The sequence below is a fragment of the Bradyrhizobium sp. AUGA SZCCT0222 genome, from assembly GCF_018130205.1.
Taxonomy (GTDB): Bacteria; Pseudomonadota; Alphaproteobacteria; order Rhizobiales; family Xanthobacteraceae; genus Bradyrhizobium.
Genome location: NZ_JAFCLX010000030.1, coordinates 38300 through 60922 on the forward strand (window position 1 = coordinate 38300; position 22623 = coordinate 60922).

The 22623-nt window shown below is 63.5% G+C and carries 16 protein-coding genes and 1 tRNA gene; 6 read left to right on the forward strand and 11 right to left on the reverse strand.

The genetic code is table 11. The features are described from left to right. Positions 1 to 31 precede the first annotated feature (31 nt). The gene (locus tag JQ629_RS24070; protein WP_212261519.1) at positions 32 to 862 is read right to left on the reverse strand and encodes a tetratricopeptide repeat protein; all 831 of its coding nucleotides are present in this window, start codon (positions 860 to 862) and stop codon (positions 32 to 34) included. Between the two features lie 158 nt (positions 863 to 1020). Continuing rightward, entirely contained in the window at positions 1021 to 1269 is a 249-nt protein-coding gene (locus tag JQ629_RS37790) for a PilZ domain-containing protein (RefSeq protein ID WP_192735824.1), read from the reverse strand. A 315-nt stretch (positions 1270 to 1584) separates the two neighbouring features. On the opposite strand from JQ629_RS37790, the gene JQ629_RS24080 reads away from it, so the two are divergent. Continuing rightward, positions 1585 to 3276: a Na/Pi cotransporter family protein gene (locus JQ629_RS24080; RefSeq protein ID WP_212414765.1), complete on the forward strand. Its 1692-nt coding sequence runs from the start codon at positions 1585 to 1587 to the stop codon at positions 3274 to 3276. Here the strand turns inward: JQ629_RS24080 and JQ629_RS24085 are convergent. From JQ629_RS24085 to JQ629_RS24110, 6 genes are all read right to left on the reverse strand, one after another. Next, positions 3273 to 3611 carry a lipid-A-disaccharide synthase N-terminal domain-containing protein gene (locus JQ629_RS24085; protein WP_212414766.1) on the reverse strand — a complete coding sequence of 113 codons (339 nt, stop codon included), beginning with the start codon at positions 3609 to 3611 and terminating at the stop codon, positions 3273 to 3275. The genes JQ629_RS24080 and JQ629_RS24085 overlap by 4 nt on opposite strands. Then, positions 3611 to 4366, reverse strand: coding sequence for a glycosyltransferase family 2 protein (locus JQ629_RS24090; protein WP_212414767.1), 756 nt, complete (start codon positions 4364 to 4366; stop codon positions 3611 to 3613). The genes JQ629_RS24085 and JQ629_RS24090 overlap by 1 nt, the downstream gene beginning before the upstream one ends. A gap of 77 nt (positions 4367 to 4443) precedes the next feature. Further along, positions 4444 to 5289, reverse strand: a complete 846-nt coding sequence (locus tag JQ629_RS24095; protein ID WP_212414768.1) for a phosphatase PAP2 family protein — start codon at positions 5287 to 5289, stop codon at positions 4444 to 4446. Between the two features lies 1 nt (position 5290). Beyond that, complete coding sequence (locus JQ629_RS24100; protein ID WP_212414769.1) at positions 5291 to 7033, reverse strand: ArnT family glycosyltransferase; 1743 nt, start codon at positions 7031 to 7033, stop codon at positions 5291 to 5293. Between the two features lie 96 nt (positions 7034 to 7129). Further along, the gene (gene pbpC / locus JQ629_RS24105; RefSeq protein ID WP_502753272.1) at positions 7130 to 9241 is read right to left on the reverse strand and encodes a penicillin-binding protein 1C; all 2112 of its coding nucleotides are present in this window, start codon (positions 9239 to 9241) and stop codon (positions 7130 to 7132) included. A gap of 107 nt (positions 9242 to 9348) precedes the next feature. After that, entirely contained in the window at positions 9349 to 14556 is a 5208-nt protein-coding gene (locus JQ629_RS24110) for an alpha-2-macroglobulin family protein (RefSeq protein WP_212414770.1), read from the reverse strand. Positions 14557 to 14847: 291 nt separating this feature from the next. Here JQ629_RS24110 and JQ629_RS24115 point away from each other — a divergent pair. Then, positions 14848 to 14924 (forward strand) — tRNA-Arg (locus JQ629_RS24115). Positions 14925 to 15119: 195 nt separating this feature from the next. On the opposite strand, the gene JQ629_RS24120 is transcribed toward JQ629_RS24115, so the two are convergent. Continuing rightward, positions 15120 to 15365, reverse strand: coding sequence for a hypothetical protein (locus JQ629_RS24120; protein WP_212261584.1), 246 nt, complete (start codon positions 15363 to 15365; stop codon positions 15120 to 15122). Between the two features lie 204 nt (positions 15366 to 15569). Continuing rightward, complete coding sequence (locus JQ629_RS24125; protein ID WP_312011001.1) at positions 15570 to 15752, reverse strand: Trm112 family protein; 183 nt, start codon at positions 15750 to 15752, stop codon at positions 15570 to 15572. Positions 15753 to 16365: 613 nt separating this feature from the next. Between JQ629_RS24125 and JQ629_RS24130 the strand changes: the two genes are divergently transcribed. The 4 genes from JQ629_RS24130 (at position 16366) to dctP (ending at position 21797) form a co-directional block, all read left to right on the forward strand. Further along, positions 16366 to 18690, forward strand: a complete 2325-nt coding sequence (locus JQ629_RS24130; RefSeq protein ID WP_249135243.1) for a hypothetical protein — start codon at positions 16366 to 16368, stop codon at positions 18688 to 18690. A 698-nt stretch (positions 18691 to 19388) separates the two neighbouring features. Further along, positions 19389 to 19613, forward strand: a complete 225-nt coding sequence (locus JQ629_RS24135) for a hypothetical protein (RefSeq protein ID WP_212261590.1) — start codon at positions 19389 to 19391, stop codon at positions 19611 to 19613. Positions 19614 to 19874: 261 nt separating this feature from the next. Continuing rightward, a complete protein-coding gene (locus JQ629_RS24140; protein WP_192735814.1) occupies positions 19875 to 20234 on the forward strand; it encodes a DUF6481 family protein in 360 nt (119 codons plus the stop codon). 540 nt (positions 20235 to 20774) lie between these two features. Continuing rightward, the gene (gene dctP, locus JQ629_RS24145) at positions 20775 to 21797 is read left to right on the forward strand and encodes a TRAP transporter substrate-binding protein DctP (protein WP_212414771.1); all 1023 of its coding nucleotides are present in this window, start codon (positions 20775 to 20777) and stop codon (positions 21795 to 21797) included. Positions 21798 to 21807: 10 nt separating this feature from the next. Here the strand turns inward: dctP and JQ629_RS24150 are convergent, their stop codons facing one another. Further along, positions 21808 to 22506 carry a GntR family transcriptional regulator gene (locus JQ629_RS24150; RefSeq protein ID WP_212414772.1) on the reverse strand — a complete coding sequence of 233 codons (699 nt, stop codon included), beginning with the start codon at positions 22504 to 22506 and terminating at the stop codon, positions 21808 to 21810. Positions 22507 to 22623 lie beyond the last annotated feature (117 nt).

Genomic DNA, 22623 nt, shown 5'->3' on the forward strand with positions numbered 1-22623 from the left:
ACGGCTCACGCCTCCGCCCGTTCGCCCGCGGTCAATTCGAGCGCCCGGACGCAGCGCCCGGCATCTTGCCGCCCATCTCGGCGCGCGCATTCTCCTTGCGCGACAGCATGAGCTTCAACTGCGCGACGTTGGCGGCCGCTTCCTCGGGCGGAAGGTCGGCCTTCGCGATCTTCTCAGCCTCGGCCGTGTTGCCCCGCAGGCCGACCACCAGCGCCAGATTGGCCCGCACGCGCGCGTCGTTGGCCGCACGGCTATGGGCGCGGCGCAACGTCTCCTCCGCCTTCGGCAGGTCCTTTGAAAGCACGTAAGACAGGCCGAGATTGGAAAGCACCGACGGTTGGTCGGGCGTGATCTTCAGCGCGCTCGAATAATACTGCCGCGCTTCCTCGAACCGGCCGAGCTGGTCGAGCACCGCACCTTGCGCTGAGAGTATCCGCCAATCCGGATTGTCGGGGGTGTGGGCGCGGCCGAGCACGTCGAAGGCCTGCTGGAAATTGCCATTGTCGGCGAGCGCGCGGCCGTAGCCGGCGAGCAGCGCCTTGTTGCTGGAATGGGCGATGGTCGCCTGCTCCAGCACCGCGACCGCCTGCGACTTCTGTCCGGTGGCGCGCAACGCCTTGCCGTATTGCAGGGCCGCGTCGGCATCCTTCGGGTTGGCGCGATAGCGCGCCTCGAAAACCTCAACGTCGCGGCGCGGGTCGGCGGCGCGGCTGGTTTCGGCTTTCTCACCGAGCGAGCCCGTGACATCCGACGACGTAACCGCGGTCTGGCAGCCGCTAAGCCCCAGTGCGAGAATCGCCGCGGATGATGTACACGCAAGAAGTCGCGCGAATTCAGATGGTTGGAACAATTTCTGGAACATTTACTGGACCCGCGTCGGCGACTGTCCAGAATGCTCACAGCTTAACCCTAAATTCGGGTTAAGCAGGCCGTCTTTACGGTAATGGGCGGCCGCAATGGCCTGTTTAGCATCGGCCACGCGGCTGCGAACCGGGCTCCCGGCCTCGCCGCATTCCTTTACTAGTCGACGAATTGAGCGCCGAGTTCGCAGCCGATCCGCCATGCGAGCTTGCACTGGCGCGGCCGCTGACCGGTCGAGAAAATCACGGTGAACTCGGGGGGAATCTCCGGATATTCGGCGATAATCTTCACTCCGCCGTCCGACACGTCCGTGATCATGCAGTCGCGCGGCAACCCGCCGGTCCCAAACTGTATCTTCGCAAAGTTTCTGCACACACGACGTTCGCTTCTGCGGCGATTCGCTAACATCTTTGCCCCTGGCCCTGATCGAGAAAACTGGTGTCTCTCGTTTACAGAAGAATTGTTGGAATTGGCCTAGCGGAACCGATCGCAATGTAATCGAAATGTAGCGGTTGTTTTCCAGCTCTGCTTACCCTGCGCTCGTGCAGACACGCTCGCGGGTTCGGCAAGCCACGCCGATCGCGCCATCGATAGCTGCCTTTGCCTCCTGCCGGCACTTCTCAGCCACGGCCACGTCAGCAATTTTCGGCAAATTAAAGGGTTGATCCGCGGCCTTTTGGCGATAGCCTGAACTTTCGACTCGCGCTGCCGGAAACTATTCGCATGGGAACCGTCGTTCTTCTCGACCTGATGGGTGGCGTTGCGCTGCTGCTGTGGGGCCTGCACATGGTCCACAGCGGAATCCTGCGCGCGTTCGGCCCTGACCTGCGTCAATTGCTGGCGAAGGGGCTCAACAACCGCTTCACCGCCTTTGCGACCGGCCTCGGTCTGACGGCGCTGCTCCAAAGCAGCACCGCGACGGCGCTGATCACGAGCTCGTTCACGTCGGAAGGCCTGGTCAGCCTCGTGCCGGCGCTTGCCATCATGCTCGGGGCCAATGTCGGCACCACGCTGATCGTGCAGATCCTGTCGTTCAAAATCGCCGCCGTCGCCCCCGTCCTGTTTATCATCGGTCTGGTCGCCTTCCGCACCGGGCCGCGCTCGCGCATCAAGGATATCGGCCGCGTCTCGATCGGGCTTGGGCTAATGCTGCTGGCGCTGCATATCCTGCTCGACACGCTGGCGCCGGCCGAAAACGCGCCGGGCATGCGTGTGTTCATGAACGCCATCACCGGCGATCCCGTGCTCTGCATCGTCGTCGGTGCCGTCGTCACCTGGGTGGTGCATTCCAGCGTCGCCAGCGTGCTGCTGGTGATGTCGCTGGCATTTGCGCATTTCATTACGCCGGTGGCGGCATTGGCGCTGGTGCTCGGCGCCAACCTCGGCAGCGCGATCAATCCGATTGTCGAAGGCGCCCGCCGCGACAACCCCGCCAGCTACCGCCTGCCGCTGGGTAATCTCGCCAACCGGGTGATCGGCATCGCACTGGTGGCTCCGTTCCTGAACCCGATCGCGGATCTGCTGCAATCGTGGCAGCCGGACCCCGCCAAGGCCACGGCGCAATTCCACATCGCGTTCAACGTCGTGATGGCGCTGCTTTTTATCGGCCTGCTCGACAGCATCGCGCGGCTGCTGAAAAAACTGCTGCCGACGCGCGTCCGGGAGACCGACCCGCTGCGGCCGCGCTATCTCGACGAGAGCGCGCTGGAGACCCCTTCTTTGGCGCTGGCGGACGCCGCGCGTGAAACGCTGCATATGGGCGACCATGTCGAGGTCATGCTGCGCAAGGTGATGGCGGCGATGATGACCAACGACCGGGCGCTGGTCGACCAGGTCTCACAGATGGACAACAGCGTCGACAGCCTCGACGAGGCGATCAAGCTCTATGTCACCAAGCTCACCCGCGGCAGCCTCGATGAACGCGAGGGACAGCGGGCGATGGAGATCGTCTCCTTCGCCATCAACCTCGAACATATCGGCGACATTATCGACAAGAATTTGAGCGAGCTTGCGACCAAGAAGATCAAGCGCCGGTTCCAGTTCTCAGCCGAGGGCGCCGAAGAGCTCTCGGCCTTCCACAAGCGCACGATGGATTCGCTACGGATCGCGTTCGGCGTCTTCATGTCCGGCGACGTCAATGAAGCCCGCAAGTTGCTGGCGGAGAAGGCCGCGCTACGCAACGCCGAGCTTGCCGCCACCGAGCGGCATCTCGACCGGCTGCGCGAGGGCCGGCCCGAGACCATCGAGACCACCTCGCTTCATCTCGACGTGCTGCGCGATCTCCGGCGGATCCACTCCCATATCTGTTCGGTCGCCTACCCCGTGCTCGACGCCGCCGGCGAACTGGCGGCCTATCGTTCTTCCGAAAGCGATATGGCGGCGCTGCCCGCACCGGCCGCGGGACGCAGCGGTTAGCGATCCAGCGTCTTCGACGCGCTGGCGCGATTCTTCACGATCAGCATGATGTTCCGGATGTAGATGATGGTGGCCAATGACTGGCCGAGGATGATGACGGGTTCGCGCTTGGCGATACCGTAGACCAGCGTCATCATCCCGCCGCCCATCGAGAAGAACCAGAACGCCATCGGCACCACGCTTTGCCCGACGCGCTCGCTCGAGATCCACTGCACCAGGAAGCGCGCGGTGAAGAACAATTGCGCGACCAGGCCGAACGCCAGCCAGAAATCGAACTTGGCGACGAAGACGTCGTAAAGGTAATCGCCGAGCGCCTGCCCGTATTGAATCAGCATCAGATCACCTCGGTCGCTACGGGCGTCGGCTTCTTGCGGCGGATCAGCCACCAGACGCCGGCCAGATCCATGATCCCGATCCATAGCCGGTCAAAGAAGCCGTAATTTGATACGCCGGAATGGCGCGGGCGGTCGATCACATCGACGTAAGCGATGCCAAAACCCTCGCGGCGCACCAGCGCCGGCAGAAAGCGATGCAACCCTTCGAAATAAGGCATCGACAGGAAGACCTCGCGCGGAAAGGCCTTCAGCCCGCAGCCGGTGTCGCGGGTGCCGTCGCGCAAGATTCCATTGCGTACGGCATTGGCGATCCGCGACTGCATCTTCTTGAAACCGGTGTCCTTGCGCCCGACCCGCTGCCCCGCGGCAAGCCCGATGCGGCCGCCGCCGCTTTCGACCGCCGCAACCAGATCCGGCAGAAACGCCGGATTGTTCTGTCCGTCGCCGTCGAGCGTCGCCACGATGGCGCCGCGCGCCGCGCGAACGCCGCTGCGCACCGCCGCCGATTGTCCGGAGGATTTGTCATGCCGGAGCTGCCGGAGGTTGCCATGCACCTTCATCAGTGCGGCCAGCCGCTCGGCGGTGGCATCCGTCGAGCCGTCATTGACATAAATGATCTCATAGGCCCAGCGGCCATCCAGCGCGGCCGTGATTTCCGTAATCAGCGGCGCGACGTTGTCGGCCTCGTTGCGCACGGGCACAACGATGGAAACGGCGACCGCGGCTTGGTCGGAAGAAGGCAAATCGGCACTCATCGGTTGGGCTGGGGTTGGATCGGCTTGCACGGACCTGAACCGGAACCGGTTCCGTCAGGCCTGCGCGGCGTCCGCTTTTATGGGGCGAATGCGCCCCGGGCAACCCTTTTGAGGCGTCCCGAGGAAGGCCCTACCAGCGGCAGAATTGTGCCGTCGCGGTGGATCGCAAAGCCGAGCCGCCGCGCTGCGAACCAGTAGCGCACGAACATCGCGCCGATCGTGCCAACCAGCGCGCCTGCGACCACGTCGCTCGGATGATGGGCCAGCAACACCAGACGGGTTGCACAGATGACGAGGGCATAGACGAGCATCGTGGTCCGCGCCTGCGGCCACAACGCCGAAACGGCAAAGGCCAGCGCGAAAGCGCAGGTCGCATGGCCCGAGGGGAAGCTTGAATAGGCTCCCGTTCCGGCGAAGTGCGAGAAATGGAACACGTTACCTTCACCGCCGACGAATGGGCGGCCACGGCCGACGCACCATTTGATTACTTCGGTGATCAACGTCGACACCAGCACCGCGCAGAACAGGAACTGCAAACGGGTGCCGAGACCGAGCAACAGCGAGCGCTGAATGCCCCTGAACGCGGGTGCTGCTATCGCAACCAGGATCAACAGCGCGCCCAGCGCCGCCAGCACATATTCATCCTTGCCGAAATCGGTGACTATGCGCATCCACCACAGCGAGGGCGTACCCCGCTTCGGCATCTGGCCGATCTCCCAGGCATCGAGCACAAACATCAACGCGATGATGGCGGCGCCAAGGCCGGCCGACAGCAGCAACGCGTGACGCGCCGCCCGGCGGCCCGCCTCGGCCCGCCGCGAGTGCGACGGCATACGCACGAGCTGGGCCAGCGAGCGCCACCCCAGCACCACAAAGCGCGAAAAATAGTTGCGGGATTCGGCGATGACGGTTGGCGCTGGCATCTTATTCGGTGCCTTCGGAGCGGAAGATTGCGATTGAAACCGCCTTGCCCTGCGAGATGTTATAACCCTCGACACGCGTCGCCACGTTATAGCGCAGCCCGATCGCTTCGGCGCGCTGGACAAAACCGCGCTCCGAGCGCGATTCCACCAACGCAAAGCGGCAGGTGCCCTGCCCCAGGAAATCCGCAGCGCCCGATCCGTCGGTCAAAAGCGTGCTGGTTCCGGTCATGAAGACGAGACTGGGCTCGTGGAAGCCGGCAGCCGCGGCCTTCGGCCCGACGCAGACGACGTTGCGCAGCGCACGCGCGACGCCTGCGCTCGGAAACAGCGTCGTCAGCGACGGCAACACGATGCCATAGACGGCGATCGCCAGACACATCGCTGCAATCACGGCATGCAACAGCGAGCGCTCGGCGCGGCTTTCCTCGAACAGCCACCAGGCGATCAGACCGAAGATCATCGCCGCCGCCAGCACCGGCCAGGCCGGAAACACCGGCTGATGCGTCAGCTTGATCGCCGCGACGATCGCGATCACGGCCGTAATCGCGGGGATCGCAAACCACCAGGCCGCGCCGCGCCTCAGCCATGAGCGCGACAACACGCGGCGCTCCAGGGCGCCGACGGTCAGGATGGCGATGGCCGGATAGAGCGGCAGCACGTAGTGCGGAAGCTTGGTCAGCACGAGTTCGAACACGATCCACGACGGAACCAGCCACGCCAGCAGATACTGCGCACCAGGCTCGCGCCGGGCCCGCCACACCGCCGGGGCCGCCATCCCCGCCAGCGGCGCACCGGGCCAGAACGTGACCCAGAATAGCAGCAGATACAGGCCGGGCGGCGCGCCATGGGACTCCTGTGCGGCGAGCTTGCTCAGCATGTCGCCGCCAAGCGAATTGGTGAAGAACGCATCGCCCGCGCGCCAGAAAATCGCGACGAACCACGGCAGCACCAGGACCAACGTCCACATCAGGCCCCAGACCGGGCGCATGCGCCAGAGCCAGACCGCCGAGCGGTCGAGGATCGCAAGCGCCGCGATGGTCAATCCCACGAACATCAGGATCAGCGGGCCCTTGAGCAGGATGCCGCCGGCCAGCGCGGTCCAGAAAATCGCGGGCGAACTCCACGGCGGACGTGCCGGATCCTCGCCGCGCTGCCAGGACAGGTAGACCCGCGCCATCGCCCCCATCGCGGCGGTGACTGACAGCAGCAGCATCGCATCGGTTTTGGCCAGGCGCGCTTCGGCGCCGAGCAAGACGCAGCTGCACATCATCAACGCCGCCAGCGTGGCGCCGCTCCGGGTCACGAAGGCGAGCGCCGTCCAGTAGGTCAGCAGGACCGCGCCGATCGCGCCAATAAGAGAGGGAACGCGATAGAGCCAGATGCGCAATTCCGCCCGCGGCAGGCCGAGCTTCGAGGCGGTTTCGACCACGGCGGCCTGCATCCAGTAAATGCCGACCGGCTTCTTGTAGCGGACGTCATCTTGAAAGCGGATGTCAACGTATTCGTCGCTTTCGACCATCTGCTTGGTCGCCTGCGCAAACCGCGCCTCGTCGCGGTCGATGGCCGGAATCGAGAAGAAACCGGGCACGAAAAGCACGATGGCGCACAGCGTCAGGAAGATGATCGCGCGGAAATGGCTGGCCGTGGCGAAGTCAAACGCGGCGAGCAGCCTGCGGCTGGAATTCGCAGGTTTCACAGACTGTTGGCCTGCTCCAAATCGCCGGGGTTGCACGGTTTCAACCATCTTGTTCGCATACGATGAAACCGCACTGCAAACAACACCGCAGTTCCCGCTATCCGGCGGTGTTCCCGGCCCCCCGATCGGTCAAATTGTACCTGTTTATTGCACCCGGATCACCACGGTGTCGGCGGCGCCGGTCGCGTCGATGACCGTGAGGCGTGCAAAGCCCGGTCCGGGCGGCTCGACCAGACGTTGACGCCGGCTGCCGATCTCGCCGACCGCGATACCGTTCACCAGCATGGTCAGCGGCAGCACGCCGCCGGCGACCTTGACCGGCATCGCCGAGAATTGCCCGTCGTTGGAACGGTCGACGTCGATCCGTGAACCGTTCAGCGGAAACTGGATGCGCGGCGCCTGATCGCTGCCGGTGCGGACCAGTTCGCCAATGGGGCGGAAGCGCCGCAGCGGCACCGGAAGCTTGGCGTTACCAGCGATCAGCGCGCCCTTGGGCGGTTTCGGCAATGGCGCAAAGGTTTTTCCGGTGCGCGCGAAGGCGTCGAACAGGATCGGCGCGGCGGCGGTACGGCCGACCAGCCCGGCCACCGGCGCGCCGTCGGGACGCCCGACCCATACGCCGATGGTGATGCGGCCATCGAAGCCGACCGACCAGGCGTCGCGATAGCCGTAGCTGGTGCCGGTCTTGAACGCGATGCGGTTGTGCACGCCGTTTTCCGGTGGCGGCGTGCCGATCAGGACGTTGCCGACCTGCCAGGCCGCGGCCTGATCCATCAGCCGCATCGGGTCGCGCTCGTCCTTGCCGATCATGATTTCGCGCAAGGGCTTGGTGGTGCCGAGCCGCGCCAGCCCCGCATAGAGCTGCGCCAGATCCTGCAGGGTAACGCCGACGCCGCCAAGGCCCATGGCAAGGCCCGGCGCTTCGTCTTTCGGCAGCACCAGATTGCCGCCGGCCTGCTTCAGCCGCGACGACAGCCGGCTTGAGCCGACGCGGTCGAGCAGCGCGATCGCCGGCACGTTCAGGGACAGTTGCAGCGCCTTGCGCACGGGAATCGTGCCCTGAAACGTCATGTCGAAATTTTCGGGCGCGTAGGAGCCGAAGCGGATCGGACGATCGTCGATCAGGCTCTCCGGATGCACAAAGCCGTCTTCAAAGGCGAGACCGTAGATGAAGGGCTTTAGCGTCGAACCCGGCGAACGCACCGCGCGGGTCATGTCGACCTGCCCGGCGCGCCGCTCGTCGAAGTAATCCGACGAGCCGACACGCGCCAATACGTCGCCGCTTTCATTATCGACCGCGATCATCGCCACCGAAATGTTCGGCCCCTGCGCGATCGCGCGGTCGCGCGCCAGCGCTTCAAGGGTCTTCTGCAGGCCTGCTTCCAGCGTCAGCTTGATGACCGGCGTATCCTTCACCGTCGCCATCGACTGATCGGAGGAATGCGGCGCCAATATCGGCATCGGCTTGCGCAGTCGGGGCACGGTGACGGCCTTGGCCTGAACCGCATCCTCTTCGGTTACGCGCTGCTCATTTGCCATGCGTTCGAGTACGCGGTCGCGCGCGGCGCGGGCGACCTCGGGATGGCGGTCGAGGCGGCGGGTCTCCGGCGATTGCGGCAGCGCCACCAAGAGCGCCGCTTCCGCCAGCGACAGCCGCTTCGGCTCCTTGCCGAAATAGGCGATCGACGCGGCGCGCACGCCCTCCAGATTGCCGCCGAACGGCGCCAGCGCCAGATAGAGATCGAGGATCTGATCCTTGTTCAATTGCCGCTCGATCTGGATCGCGCGCACCATCTGGCGCAGCTTGGCGTAGACCGAGCGCTCCCGCCGCGGCTCCATCAGCCGCGCCAATTGCATCGTAATCGTCGAACCGCCGGAGACGATGTGGCCGCGCGTCACCAGTTGAAGCGCAGCGCGGCCGAGCGCCAGCGGATCGACGCCGCGATGCGAGTGGAAGCGGCGGTCTTCGTACGCCAGCAGCAGCTTGAGGTAGCCTGGATCGACGCCGGTTTTGGCATCGACCGGCAGCCGCCAGCGGCCGTCGGCCATCGCATAGGCCCGCAGCAGTTTGCCGTTGCGGTCGACGATCGAGGTCGAGACCTTGCGCGCCTGCTCCAGCGGCAGCGGGCCGAGCGAGGCAACCCAACCGGCGAACGCGCCGGAGATGGCGAGAAGTACGACAGCCATTGCTGCCGCGAAGCGAATGATGCGTCGCTTTCCAGCACCGTCATGGCCGGGCTTGTCCCGGCCATCCACCTCTTGCTTTGCATCAACAAAAGTCGTGGATGCCGGGGACATCCGCGCGAAGACGCGCTTCGCGCTTTTGCCCGGGCATGAGGACTGCTGCTGGTTAGCGGGCGCACTCATTTGGCCGGACGCACCTCCACGGTGCCGGTGCCGGTGCGGCCATAGCGCGAGGGATTGTACATGTCCTCGACATAGGCCTGCGGCAGCACGTATTTGCCGGGGGAAACCGCGCGCACGACATAGGCGACGGTGAACACCGCCGTATCGTCGCTGGCGCGATCGATAGCCGCGGTGAAGCGGTCATCACGAAACTCGGTATTCTCCGGCTCCTCGCCGTCCTCGATCCAATCCAGCGTGTTTTTGTCGCCGGAAGACACCAGCCGCGGGTTGTCGATCTCGAGGCCGGCCGGGAGATAGTCGGATACCATGATGTGCCCGTATTCCGGCTTGGCCTCGGTGATCTTCAGCACCACGGCGAAGCGATCGTTCTGCTTGGCCTTGCTGATATCGGCGGGCTTGCCATCGAGCGTGAAGTAATTGCGCTCGATCTTGAAGCCGTTCGAGGCCGCAGGCTCCGGCGTGACCGGCGAACCCGAGACCGACACCACCGCCTGCACCGGCGCATCGCCGGTGTTGGTGATCTTGACCGGCTTGCCGACCATCTGCTCGGCCTTGTAGCTGCGATAGGCCGCCGTCTTGATCGGCGAACCATCGATATCGAGCGCCATCGTCTCCTTCGACAGCGCGCGCGAGGCCAACACCAGCCAGGCGTTTTCCTGCGTCGAGGTGTAGGGCGTCAGTCCCCGCGCCACTTCGACCCGCTGCACCGCCTGCGTCAGCGTCGCCCGCGGGGCATTGCCTTCGCTGGCGAGCGAGACCAGCGCTGCGGCATCGCGTAAAGCGCTGCCATAGTCGACCCGGCCGAACTCGATCACGGGCTTCGGCGCCAGTGCATCGAGCGCGGCGCCGTAGACGCGTTCCGCCCTCGCCTTGTCGCCGACCAGGGCCAGCGCCGCCGCCAATTGCGACTTCGCAATCGGCGTCGCCAGATTGCTCAGCTTGGTATCGGCGAGGTAGCGCAGGTCGCCGATCGGGGCGGCGCCATTGCGTGCCAGCACATAGAGGCCGTAGGCCAGGTCGCGGCCGCCGTCCTTTTCGGGCTCGTTGGCGTTCACCACCGAGTTGCGGATCCGGTCGAGCGAGCTCTTGAACAACACATCCGGCACCGCAAAGCCCTTCTCACGGGCGCGGGTCAGGAAGTCAGTCACATAGGCGTCGAGCCAGGCATCGTCGCCGCCCGCCGACCACAGGCCGAACGAGCCGTTCGAGCCCTGGCGCGCCAGCAGCCGCTCGATCGCGTCCTTGATGCGCTGATCGACCGCGGTGTCCATCGCCAGATGGGCGCCCGCGGCGAGGTCGTTGACGTAGAGCAGCGGCATCGCGCGGCTGGTGATCTGTTCGGAGCAGCCATGCGGATAGCGATCCAGCGCTTTGAGGATGGTCGCCGCATCGAGTGCGGTGGACAGGCTGACGGAGAGCGACACGCTGCCCGTTCCCGACACCAGGTCGGTGAACATGTCCGAGGTCAGCGTCAGGCTCTCGCCCTTGGCCAGGGTCCGGATCGAACGGCGCGCCAGGACCTGCGTCGCCGCCTTGACGTCGAGCGCATAATGCCGCGCCAGCGCCAGGCCGTTCGGACCCTTGATGTCGACGTCGAGATTGGCGGTGCCGGCACCGCCACCGTCGATCGCCAGCGACATCGAGGTCCGCTGCTTGGCGGCGAGCTTCACCGTGGTGCTGGGATTACCCGACACCTTCACCGGGCCCGTCGTCTTGACGCTGATGGTGTAGTCGCCGGCTGCGCCCTCGACGTTGTCGAGGTCGAAGCTCATGGTGCCGCGGTCGCCATTGAGCAGGAAGCGCGGCAATGTTGCGGTCAGCACCACGGGATCGCGCACGGTGACGTCGATGGTGGCGCGGCCAAGCCTTGTCGCACTCCAGGCCACCGCCATGACACGCGCCGTGCCGGCGAACTCCGGAATGTCGAAGCTGATCTCGGCGGACCCGTCAGGGCCGACCGTGACGATGCCAGAATAAAGCGCGAGCGGTTTCTGGGTGGGCGGGCTGCCCTGCAGCTCGGCGCCGGCACCGTCACCGCCGGTCTTGAGCTGGCCGCGGGTACCCTGCATGCCGTCGATCAATTGCCCATAGAGGTCGCGGATCTCGGACGTGAGGCGGCGCTGGCCGAGATAGAAATCATCCGGCGCCGGCGGCTTGTAATTGGTCAGGTTGAGAATGCCGACATCGACCGCGGCGACCACGATCTTGGCGTCTTCGCCGGGGTTGAGCCCGCCGAGCTTGACCGGAATCTTCAGCGCGGTGCCGGGGCGGACCAGCGGCGGCGGCGAGAGCGCCACCTGCAGCGTGCGGGCCTTCTTGTCGATGCCGAACCATTTCAGGCCGATCGCTCGTCCGGGCATCCGCAGGGCTGCGGCGTCGAGGGGACGGCGCAGCGTCGCCAGCACATAGGCGCCGGTACCCCAATCCTTGCCGACTGACAGCTTGACCTGCTGGGTGCCTTCCTTGACGTCCACGGTCTGGGTGGTGAGCAGGCGGTCGCCCAGGACGTTGATGGTCAGCTTGCCGGCCGTGCGGGCGTTGACCGACACCACCATGGTATCGCCGGACGCGTATTCCGGCTTGTCGATCGAGGTTTCGAGGAGATCGGGGGTGTCGGCGCTGCCGTCCGAATACCAGCCGACGTCGAACTGGACCGAGGTGACCGGCCCGTCCGCCTCTGATGATTTGACGTCGAGGCGATAGCGGCCGGGCTGCGGCGCCAGCGACACCCGCGCCGCCTTGTCGGCCGTGAGCGTCAGGTCGCCATCGGCGACGCGCGAGGTCGATTTGACCGGCTCATATTCCCAGGACGAATTCTGCCGGTACCACTGGTAACGGGATTCCATCTTCAGGAGCTCGTAACGCAGGCCATCGCGCGGCAATTGTTTGCCGTCAGGGGCGACGAACACCACGTCGAATTCGGCCTTGTCGCCCTCGGCGACGCTCTTGTCGCCAAACAGCGGCTTGATGCCGATCAGGGGCGTGGCAGGCGCCACGGGGAGTACCAGCTTGCGCTCGACGGCGCGGCCACCGGCCTCCGCCATCCGGACGAAGATTTGCGCCTCCTGCGGGCGGGTCGAAGTTGGCGCCTTGGCCAGCGACACCGGGAACGTCGCCACGCCATTGGCGTCGGCCTCCGGCAGGTTCTCGATCGGGGTGCGCTCGTTGCTGGCGGTTTCCTCGTCGGCGACGCCGAACTGGTAGCCGGGATAGCCCGGCCGCCCGGAGGCTGCCGAGGTGACCAGCATGTCGCCTTCGAGCTGCAGGCCGGAAGCCGGCGCACCGTAAAGGAAACGGCCATCGACCTTAAGTTCAACTGGAACTTCAGCTTTGATCATTTTCTCCTTGCTGGAGATGTTGAATTCGATCCGTTCGGGGATGTAGTCCTCGACCATGAAGGTGGTCTCGCCGACCGCCGACCCTTTGGGGTCCGTGAAGGCGCGTACCCGCCAGGTCCCGGTCGGGACCGCGGAATTGAGCGGAACCACCATGCTCCGGCCACCGGCGCCCTGATCGGGCAGCACGGCGCGGCGGAATTCGACGCCATCCGGGCGTTCGATGACGAGGGTAAGCGGCCCGCCCGCCATGGCGTTGCCCTGCCCGTCGCGCAGCAACGCGGTGAGATAGACGGTCTCGGTGGAACGATAGACCCCGCGCTCGGCGTAGACGAACGCATCGGCGCCCGCCGGCACCACCCGACCTGACACGCCGCGGTCAGTGAGGTCGAACGCATTGGTTTTGAGGCTCAGGAAAGCGTAGTCCGACTTGTCGCTCATGACCGTCAGCAAGGCCGGCGACAGCCCGCCCTCGCCGCGCGCCAATCCAGCCTCGAACAGCACGTGGCCGGAATCGTCGGTCTTGCGGGTCGCCAGGATCTCGTTGTTGCGGGCGATCAGCCGCACCTCGGCCTTGCCGACCGCCTCGGTGGAGGCCAGCGAATTGACGAAGACGTGGATGCCGTCATTGCCTGAAAACGCCGACAGACCCATGTCGGAGACGATGAACCACTGCGTCGCCAGCCGCCCGTCATCATCGCTGCCGGGGCCTTTGGCTGACGCCGTCATCACATAGACGCCCGGCTGCAGGTCGCCCAGCGCCTGGTCGACCGGGAACGCGGTAATGACGTCCTGGTTGAGCGTGCTGGCGGTGGCGAGTTCGCCGGTCCAGACCTTTACGCCCTTCTCGTCGCCGAGATCGCCGAGCTGGTAGCTCGACAGCGTCTTCTGGAAGTCGCTGTCGATCACCGTATTGATCAGGTTACGGTCGCCGATCCGGAACACGTTGACGTTCACCGCAGGCGTATTGACGCTGACCAGCGGGATGCCGCGCTGGCCGGTACGCGGCAGGACATAGGCGCGGCCGGTAAAGCGCACGAACGGCTTGCGGTCGCGGACATAGATGTTGAATTCGGCCGATTTCGGCAGGGTTTCCTTGACCGTGGACGGCAGGCCGGCACGCAGATTGATGTTGTAGCGCTCGCCATGCTTCAGGCCGTCGACGCAAAGCTGCTTGCCTTCGGCCGACAGCGCCGGCTTGTCGGTGCCGGCCAGCGCCAGGAACGGCGCAAAATCCACCCGCTTGGCGAGATCCTCGGAAAACTGGAAGCAGGCCCGCGGCGAGGCGCCGTCGGAGTCCACGGTGTAATCCAAAAGACGAAAACCGTGCTGATCGCGCATCTTCTCATATTGGCCGCGCACCTCGGCGACCTCGCGCATGTCGAGCGACAGCCGCAGCGCATCCAGCGCCGGGCGCCAGAGCTTGCGGTCGGACATCGCCCGGCCCAGCACCGCCAGCGCATCGGCTTCCTCGGCGGCGTTGCCGGCGCGCTGATAGGCGATGTAGGCCGCGGTCGAGGCGCGCTCGAGCAGGAAGGTCTGTTCGCTCGAACTTGCGGATCGGATCTGGAAGATGGTCTTGGCGAGTTTGAGCCAGTTGGCGCTGTCCTCGGGCGTGGTGGCCGCGATCTGTCCGAGGATTTGCAGGCCGGTTCGGAAGTCGGCACGCTTGAAGGCGGTATCCGCATCGGTCCGCAGCGTCGCGCTGGATTTGGCGACCGGCCCCGCCTCGCTCTTGATCTGGGCCTCCAGCTTGACCGCGGAATCGGCGAGGTCGTCGCGCTTAAAGGCTTTATCTGCTGCCTGCGCTGCGACCAGGCCAAGCGCCAGCGTGGCGCAAACGACTGTGGCGCGAACCAAACCGATCATGATGGAGCTCCTTGGGCGGACGACCGCCTCGTAACGGACGAAAAGTGCGCGAAAAGGTGACGGACTGATGGCGATGGAAGAGGCTTGCGAAAAAGTCGCATGCGGCATGGCTCTGGCAGTCCAAGGTCCCGGACCGCACCGGCAGGGGTTGCCGGCGCAGCATTGATTGATGGGCGGACCGATGGCAATGGTTCGCCGTCTGGCTTTGTCGCAGCCTGAAGGAAATCGGTTCGGAACGGACTTGGCTCCGAAGCGGATTTTTCATATTGGCAGTGCTAGAAAGACTCCGACGGTCCCATAGCTCAACTGGATAGAGTAACGGATTTCTACTCCGTGGGTTGCAGGTTCGAATCCTGCTGGGATCGCCAGTATTTTCAATCGGATAGCTGGTTTGTTCTCGAAAAATCCGTGTCGCATTCTGTGATGAAGAGAGCTCTTGGCTTTCATGGTTGTCGCTCGCCCGGTAACGGACCGAGCAGTCGCGGCTCGACATTCGCTGATCCGTCGAGCGCAAAGATGGCTTCGCGTGGCACCATAAGAAAGAGGCCGCCAACTGAGGCGGCCTACGGATCGATAATCCCGGTGCCATCGTCTTCAAGGCGGAACGTACCTCGGCAAGCCATATGATATTTTCGTCCTACAACTGGCATCTCATCTTCCTTGCTGAACGACGACACGTTCACCACAAGTCGCTTTACCAGAACCTCTTTGAACCCATCCGGCTCTTCCAAAATCACCCGCCAAGTCCACTCGCCGTTGGGCGATTCAGCCGCCATCGTATTGTAGCGGTAGCGGATGAGATCGGTCATTGATTGCAGGAGATCCGATTAGAGCCGTACCGCAGCGCCAAGGCTCAGGACGTAGAGGATGACCACAACCGCCAGCATGGCGAGTATCAGGTCAAAGGGGGACAATCTGAGACGCGACTTTTCCATGGCCGCTCGTCTAGCAATATGGAGCTGATGAATCAAACGGACGCTGTGTGAGACGGGATCTTTGGTAGACGAAAGACTTCAATCCAGCTTTCGCGCTTCTGCCGGCAGCATGATCGGGATGCCGTCCCGGATCGAGTATGCGAGGTGTGCCGAACGGGAGATCAGTTCCTGTTTTACCTCGTCAAACTCCAGCGGCCCCTTGGTCAGGGGACATACCAACAATTCAAGCAATTTGGGTGAGATCTTGCGAGGCTCGGCCATGGCCATCTCATAGACCGGGACTTCAATCATTTCAATTCAGACTGTCCGCACTCGGAACGCTCCGGCTGCTGGCGCATCTAGTACGGTGATGTTGAATTTTTCTGATGGAATATCGCAGCAAGAATTATTTGATCTTCAAAGGCGACGGGCCAAATTCGTGCCGATGGGTTGTGACGCTCGACGACCTCACACGAAAACAGGCGAAGCCAGGATGCGCAGCGCCGCCGTGACCCCGGTCGTGCTGACCGTTGACCGCCCGCTTGCTAAACCACATCCGCCCCGCTGCGCGTGGCGCATTTTTGAGCAACTAGAGAACGCGTGTTCGGTGGTGGCCGAGCGTGCAACACGCGCGTCAATCCCAGCGAATTGCTTCGCCGTTTTTTTTCAACGTCCGTGATCTGAATCACAGACAGATAGCGCCAGATTGCGATGCTGATCAGATCAGACGATCGTTTCGGCCTGCCGTTTGGATTTGATGATTTTCTAAGATGCTCGGTTTGTTTGGATGATGCAGGACTGAAGCTGGCTGCCTTGTTTTGAAGGCGACATCGATCGCGCTGTACGTTGGAAACGGCCCGGTATTTTCGACCAGCACATCACGAGGACGCGCATCATGGCTGCACCCGTCGTATCGATCGGCAATCGAAGCATGCTGTCCAACCACTGGCAGCGGCTGCAGTCCTGGATCAGCTATTCCGATGCCGACGGCAACCCGGCGGTAAGCTACCAGTTCTTCGATAGCGGCACGTCCGCAACCAGTGGCTATATCTGGACCTCTACCAACGACCATTGGCCCGCCGGCACCACGATTGACGTTCCCGCTTCGCAACTCTCCGACGTCTGGCTGCGTTCCGGCTCGGCCAGCGGCAGCGAGACGATGTGGGTACGCGCGTTCGACGGCTCCGACTGGAGCAGTTGGGCTTCGTTTACCCTCACGACGACGCCCAACGGAACCCCTCTTGCCACGATCAGCGACCAATCGGCGCACGTCAATACATGGAAGCAGGTGTCCACCCTGCTGAGTTACTCCGACCCCAACGGAGATGCCGCTACCAAATACCAGTTCTGGGACAGCGGCACGTCGGCGACCAGCGCTTATTTCTGGACTCCCACCAACTCGCATTGGGCCGCCAATACGACGATCGAAGTTTCCGCCGCTGATCTTGCCAATACCTGGTTCAAGAGCGGCTCGACGACCGGCTCCGAGACGTTGTGGGTACGCGCGTTCGACGGCTCCGACTGGGGCGCTTGGGACACTTTCACCGTGACGTCGACCAACGCAACGCCTGTCGCCACGATCAGCGACCAATCGCTGCACGTCAATACATGGAAACAGGTCTCAACTCTGTTGAGTTACTCCGACGCCGACGGAGATGCCGCCACCAAATACCAGTTCTGGGACAGCGGTACGTCGACGACCAGCGCCTATTTCTGGACTCCCACCAACTCGCATTGGGCCGCCAATACGACGATCGAAGTTTCCGCCGCCGACCTTGCCAATACCTGGTTCCAGAGCGGCTCGGCGATCGGCTCCGAAACGTTGTGGGTGCGCGCGTTCGACGGCTCCGACTGGGGCGCTTGGGACACTTTCACCGTGACGTCGACCAACGCAACGCCTGTCGCCACCGTCAACGATCATTCCTTACACCAAGGTCAATGGGCCAAGATCGACAGTTGGATCAGCGTGGTCGACGGCGACAACGATACGATCACCAAGTACCAGTTCTGGGACAGCGGCACGGCCGCAACGAGCGCCTATTTCTGGACTCCGACCAACTCACATTGGGCTGCCAACACCACGATCGAGATTCCCGCGGCCGATCGCGCCAATGTCTGGATCCAAGGCGGCTCGGCGACCGGCTCCGAGACGCTGTGGGTGCGTGCATTCGATGGCAACGAATGGGGGGCCTGGGATACTTTCACGCTGACGACGACGATCAATACCGCTCCCGTCGCGACCATCAACGACCAGTCGCTGCACGTCAATCAATGGATCAAGCCGCAGAGCTGGCTCAGCGCGACCGACGCGGAAGGCGACACGATTACCCAGTATCAATTCTGGGACGGCGGTGGAGCCGCAAACAGCGGCTACTTCTGGTCCTCCACCAATTCGCATTGGGCGGCGGGCACCGCGATCGATGTTTCGGCCGCCGATCTCGGTAATTTCTGGCTGCGCTCCGGTGCGGCCACTGGTTCCGAAACCATGTATGTGCGCGCTTTCGACGGCGCCGCGTGGGGGAGCTGGGACAGCTTCGCGCTGACGTCGACGAATGCAGCCCCGGTGGCGACGATCAACGATCATACTCTGAACGCTGCGCAATGGGCAAAACTCGTCAACTGGACGACAACATCCGACGCCGACAGCGATGCGGTTACGAAATACCAGATCTGGGACGGTGGCGGGGCTGCCAACAGCGCCTATTTCTGGACGCCCACCGATTCACACGTCGCGGCCGGTACGGCCGTTGATATCGCGGCGTCCGATCTGGCGAATGTCTGGGTGCAAGGCGGTACGGCGGGCGGTACCGACACCATGTACATACGGGCGTTCGATGGAACCACGTGGGGCAATTGGGACGCGTTCACCCTGACCACGCTGCCGAACCATGCGCCGGTGACCACGATCGGCAATCAATCCTTGCATATCAATGAATGGAATGAGATCGGCGACCTGCTGTCCTATTCCGACGCCGACGGACATACCGCAACCGCCTACCAGTTCTGGGATGGTGGCTCAGGCGCCAGCAGCGGTTACTTCTGGACGCCTGCGAATTCCCACTGGGCCGCCGGTATCGCAATCGACGTTAGCGCCGCCGATCTCGACGATGTCTGGCTTCGCGGTGGCGCTGGCACCGGCACGGAAACCATGTATGCACGCAGTTTCGATGGAATTGACTGGAGCGCGTGGCACGCGTTTGTGCTCACGACCATCATCTAGCGCGGTTTCGAGCGAAGTGGAAACCGGTCCGCGTCAAGAAAACGCATCAATCCCCGTTCGGATTCCATCGGAACGGAAAAGGCTCTAGACCGGCATCGAAGGTAGCTTAGCGTCCTCGCGCCTACGTCCGGATTCGTGTGCAGACCGATTCCCTCGCTACACGAATCGATGCAGATTTGGCGTGCGTCAGCCTCCTGCAGGTGGTCCAGACAAACGCCATCCGGCTGCACTGCCAATCCGGCCCGAGCACGGCGCTGGACACCGGCTCCGGATACGCCAGTCCGGTCGCGACACCGCCCGCGACGCAAGCGAACAAAACGATCGCTGCGGCGAGAACGACATTTTTAGGGGTGCACCAATTCGGGATCATGGCGGTCATTCCTTTCAGGACCTGCCGCAACATAGGCTCGCGCCGGCCGTCCTTATGTGATCGAATTCACAGTGTTTCGGCTTTCGGGGTGCGACCGATTGCACCGGCAGATTCGGGGCCCAAACAGGGCGGCGCTACCGATCGTATCGGGTTCCCTCTCCTGACATCCGACCGCGCCACAACCTGTGCGCTACCTGCCGGATCAATTCTGCAACACTCGCACGCCAAGATGCGCGGCAGGGGCATAAGTCCCGCAAATCCGTTGCGCGCGTGCGGAGGTTTGATCCACACTGTTGGTTCGGGGAAAGTGCGTGTGCGGGGGCGTGCCATGAGTAAGCAGGAAACGGGCTACGACTACGATCGCTATCGAAAACTACTGGCCGAAGCGACCGACGATGCCAAGCGGCTCGAACTCATCGATCTCATGATCAAGGAGGGAGCCCGCGACAGGCTGGAAGCCCAGCGGACATCCGATCGCGTGGCAATGACGGCCGTGACAGTTGCGAAAATTCTCGGCCCGGGCGGCCGCCGCGACCAATTCAGGGTCGATTAGAACAGCCACTGCTGGCTCGGCCCGGAACCGGTTTCAGCCGGCGCTTGCTGTTGCTTGTGTCGAGGCGCACGCCATCGGCGATCCGGCCAAGGCCGCCGCCAGCGCGCTCACCGGCATCGGACGACCAACCGGGCCGTTCACGGAAATCTCCCTGTTTGCCCCCTTCGGCGCTGGCATTTTGTCGCCGGTTCACCTACTGAAGCGCAAACCGCCAATCCCCTGCGTTTCACAACCAATCAAGAAAACGACAAGGCCCCTTTTATGAGTGGATTCAAGGAACCCAGCTTCGCCGACCGCCAGAAGGCCGCCCAGCAAGCGAGGCAGAACATCCTGAACAAGTTCAAGGCCCAGCCCGGCCCTGACGATCCGGAGGTGAAGCAGCGTCAGGCCGAGCGCGAAGCGCAGGCGGCCGCCCGCGCCAAGGCCAAGGAAGCCCGCGAAGCTGCCAAGGCCGAAGCCAAGGCGCGCGAGGAAGAAGCTGCGGCCGCGGCTGCCGCCCAGCTCGCCCGCGAAAAGGAAGAAGAGGCCGCCAGACAGGCAGCCCTCGAGGCCGAAGCGAAGGCCAAGCGCGATGCACGCTACGCGGCCCGCAAGAGCGGCGGCAAAGGCAAGAAGAAGTAACGCGCTCGTTCGGGCGCGGGCATCCGCGCCGGAAATCGCAAGACTCCGCTCGGGCGAGCCCGATTGAAAAAACAAACGACGGCCTGGCTATTGTTCATGCCGTCTTTGACCATCCCGCCATCGTTTCATGGCGTCCGTCTTCATCATGCCCTGTCCTTCCTCGTGGCACTCCTGGACGTGTTGAACAGCGAGTCGTTCTTCCTGGGTCGTCCCTTCGCTTATTGTCCTGGATGGCGGCAGGCGCGACGTCACAAGGATACGCGTCATTACCGGCCATAACGGATAATTAAAGCAGGCCAGCGCACGCGCCCCGAGAAACGGAGGCGAACGCATGTTTGACGAGTCTTCCGCTAAAACCCTCCCCTCCCTACGTGTGCACTGCGGCAGACCTTGAAGTCTGGCTCTGGAATCAGCCACTGCTGCCTTGAGCGACAGGCTGGCTCGAACGATCAGAACAGAGAATCTTCGCACGCAGCCGGTTAGACTGCGCTCAGCGCCGGCTTGGACACGCCAATCGGGAATGGAATTCAGGGGAGAACCATGCTCACACGCCGCCGTGTTCTCGGATCCGCGCTCGCCGCGCCTGCTATCCTTCGCTTCGGCACAGGCACCGCACACGCCGCAACGAGGCTGAAGATTTCGCATCAGTTTCCGGGCGGCACCATCGACAAGGGTGATTTCCGCGACCGCCTGTGCCGTACGTTCGCGCAGGAAGTCGCCAAGCGCAGCGGCGGCGAGATCGCGGCCGAAATCTACCCGAACTCCTCGCTGATCAAGACCAACGCGCAATTCTCGGCGATGCGCAAAGGTGAGCTCGATCTAAGCCTCTATCCCCTTCCCTATGCCGGCGGCGAATTGCCGGAAACCAATATCGGCCTGATGCCCGGACTGGTTTCGACCTACGATCAGGGCTTGCGCTGGAAAACGCACCCCGTCGGCAAGGCGCTGACCGATTTCCTGGCCGACAAGGGCATCATCTTGCTGAGCTGGGTCTGGCAGGCCGGCGGCGTCGCCAGCCGTTCCAGGCCGATCATTGCTCCGGAAGACGCCAAGGGCCTCAAGGTTCGCGGCGGTTCGCGCGAGATGGACATGGTGCTGCTGACCGCGGGCGCAGCGGTGCTCTCGGTACCGTCCAACGAACTCCATGCGGCGATGCAAAGCGGCGCCTGCGATGCCGGAATCACCTCCTCCACCAGCCTGATCTCGTTCCGTCTGGAGGAGGTCGCAAAATCGCTGACCTCGGGCGCGGGCGCCTCCTACTGGTTCATGCTGGAGCCATTGTTGATGTCGAAGGCGAGCTTCGACAAGCTGCCGAAGAACCAGCAGGACATCATTCGCGTGGTCGGCGCCGACCTCGAAGCCTTCGCCAAGAAGGGTGCACAGGACGACGATATCGAAGTCGCCAAGGTCTATGAGAAGGCCGGCGCCAAAGTCAGCGCGCTCGATGCGGCAACCGTCGCCAAGTGGCGCGACATCGCGCGCGATACCGCGTGGAAAGACTACAGTGCCGCGACGGCGACGTCGGCCAATCTGCTGAAGCTTGCAAGCGACGTCGCCGCCTGATGCGTTCGCACTACTCGCCTGCCCGCGTTCCGCGCTTGGATCGAACTGCGATCGAGCCGCCGCCGACGACGTGCAACAGATCCGCTCTCACGGATTCGATATGCTGCTCCAGAAACCCGCACGCCTCGTCGATTTGCTGTGCCCGGCACAGCGCGATCAGATGGGCGTGCTCCTTTTCAGCGATCCCCATCGCCTTGGTGTTGGATAGTTGCAGGCGCGTGTAGCGGTCGCTGGTTTGCAGCAGCGCCACGACGATCGCCTTGGTCCGGGGCTGGCGTGCCTGCGCGTAGAGCGCCATGTGAAATTCGGCGTTGAGCTGACCCCATTCGCTGACGTTGCGCGCCTTGATCGCCTTCTCGAAGCGCTTCTGGATACCGTCCAACCCGTCGAGGTCCTTGGCGGCAAAGCAAGGTGCGGATTGCGCCAGCAGCCGCGGCTCCAGGATCCGGCGGAGATCAAACACGTCGTTGATTTCGTCGAGCGACAGTTCGGAAACGATCGCCCCCTTTTGCGGGACGATCCGTACCAGGCCTTCGGCTTCGAGCTGAAACAGCGCTTCACGAACCGGAATGCGGCTCACGCCATAAGCATCACCCAGCGCGTCCTGCCGCAGTTGGGATCCCGCCGGATAGGTCCCGTCGAGAATCGATTGCCTGAGCTGGTCGACGATCGCAGCCGACAAGGTCCGGTGCTTTAGCGGGACTTTCATTTGATCTTCCGTCTTCATCGCCGGCCCCTCCAGTCGAGGCGGTCTTGTTTCGCACGTTGAAGTGGTCCGCCCCAGCACAAAGCCGGTGGGAGGCCCACGATTGGCCTGCAATCTCCA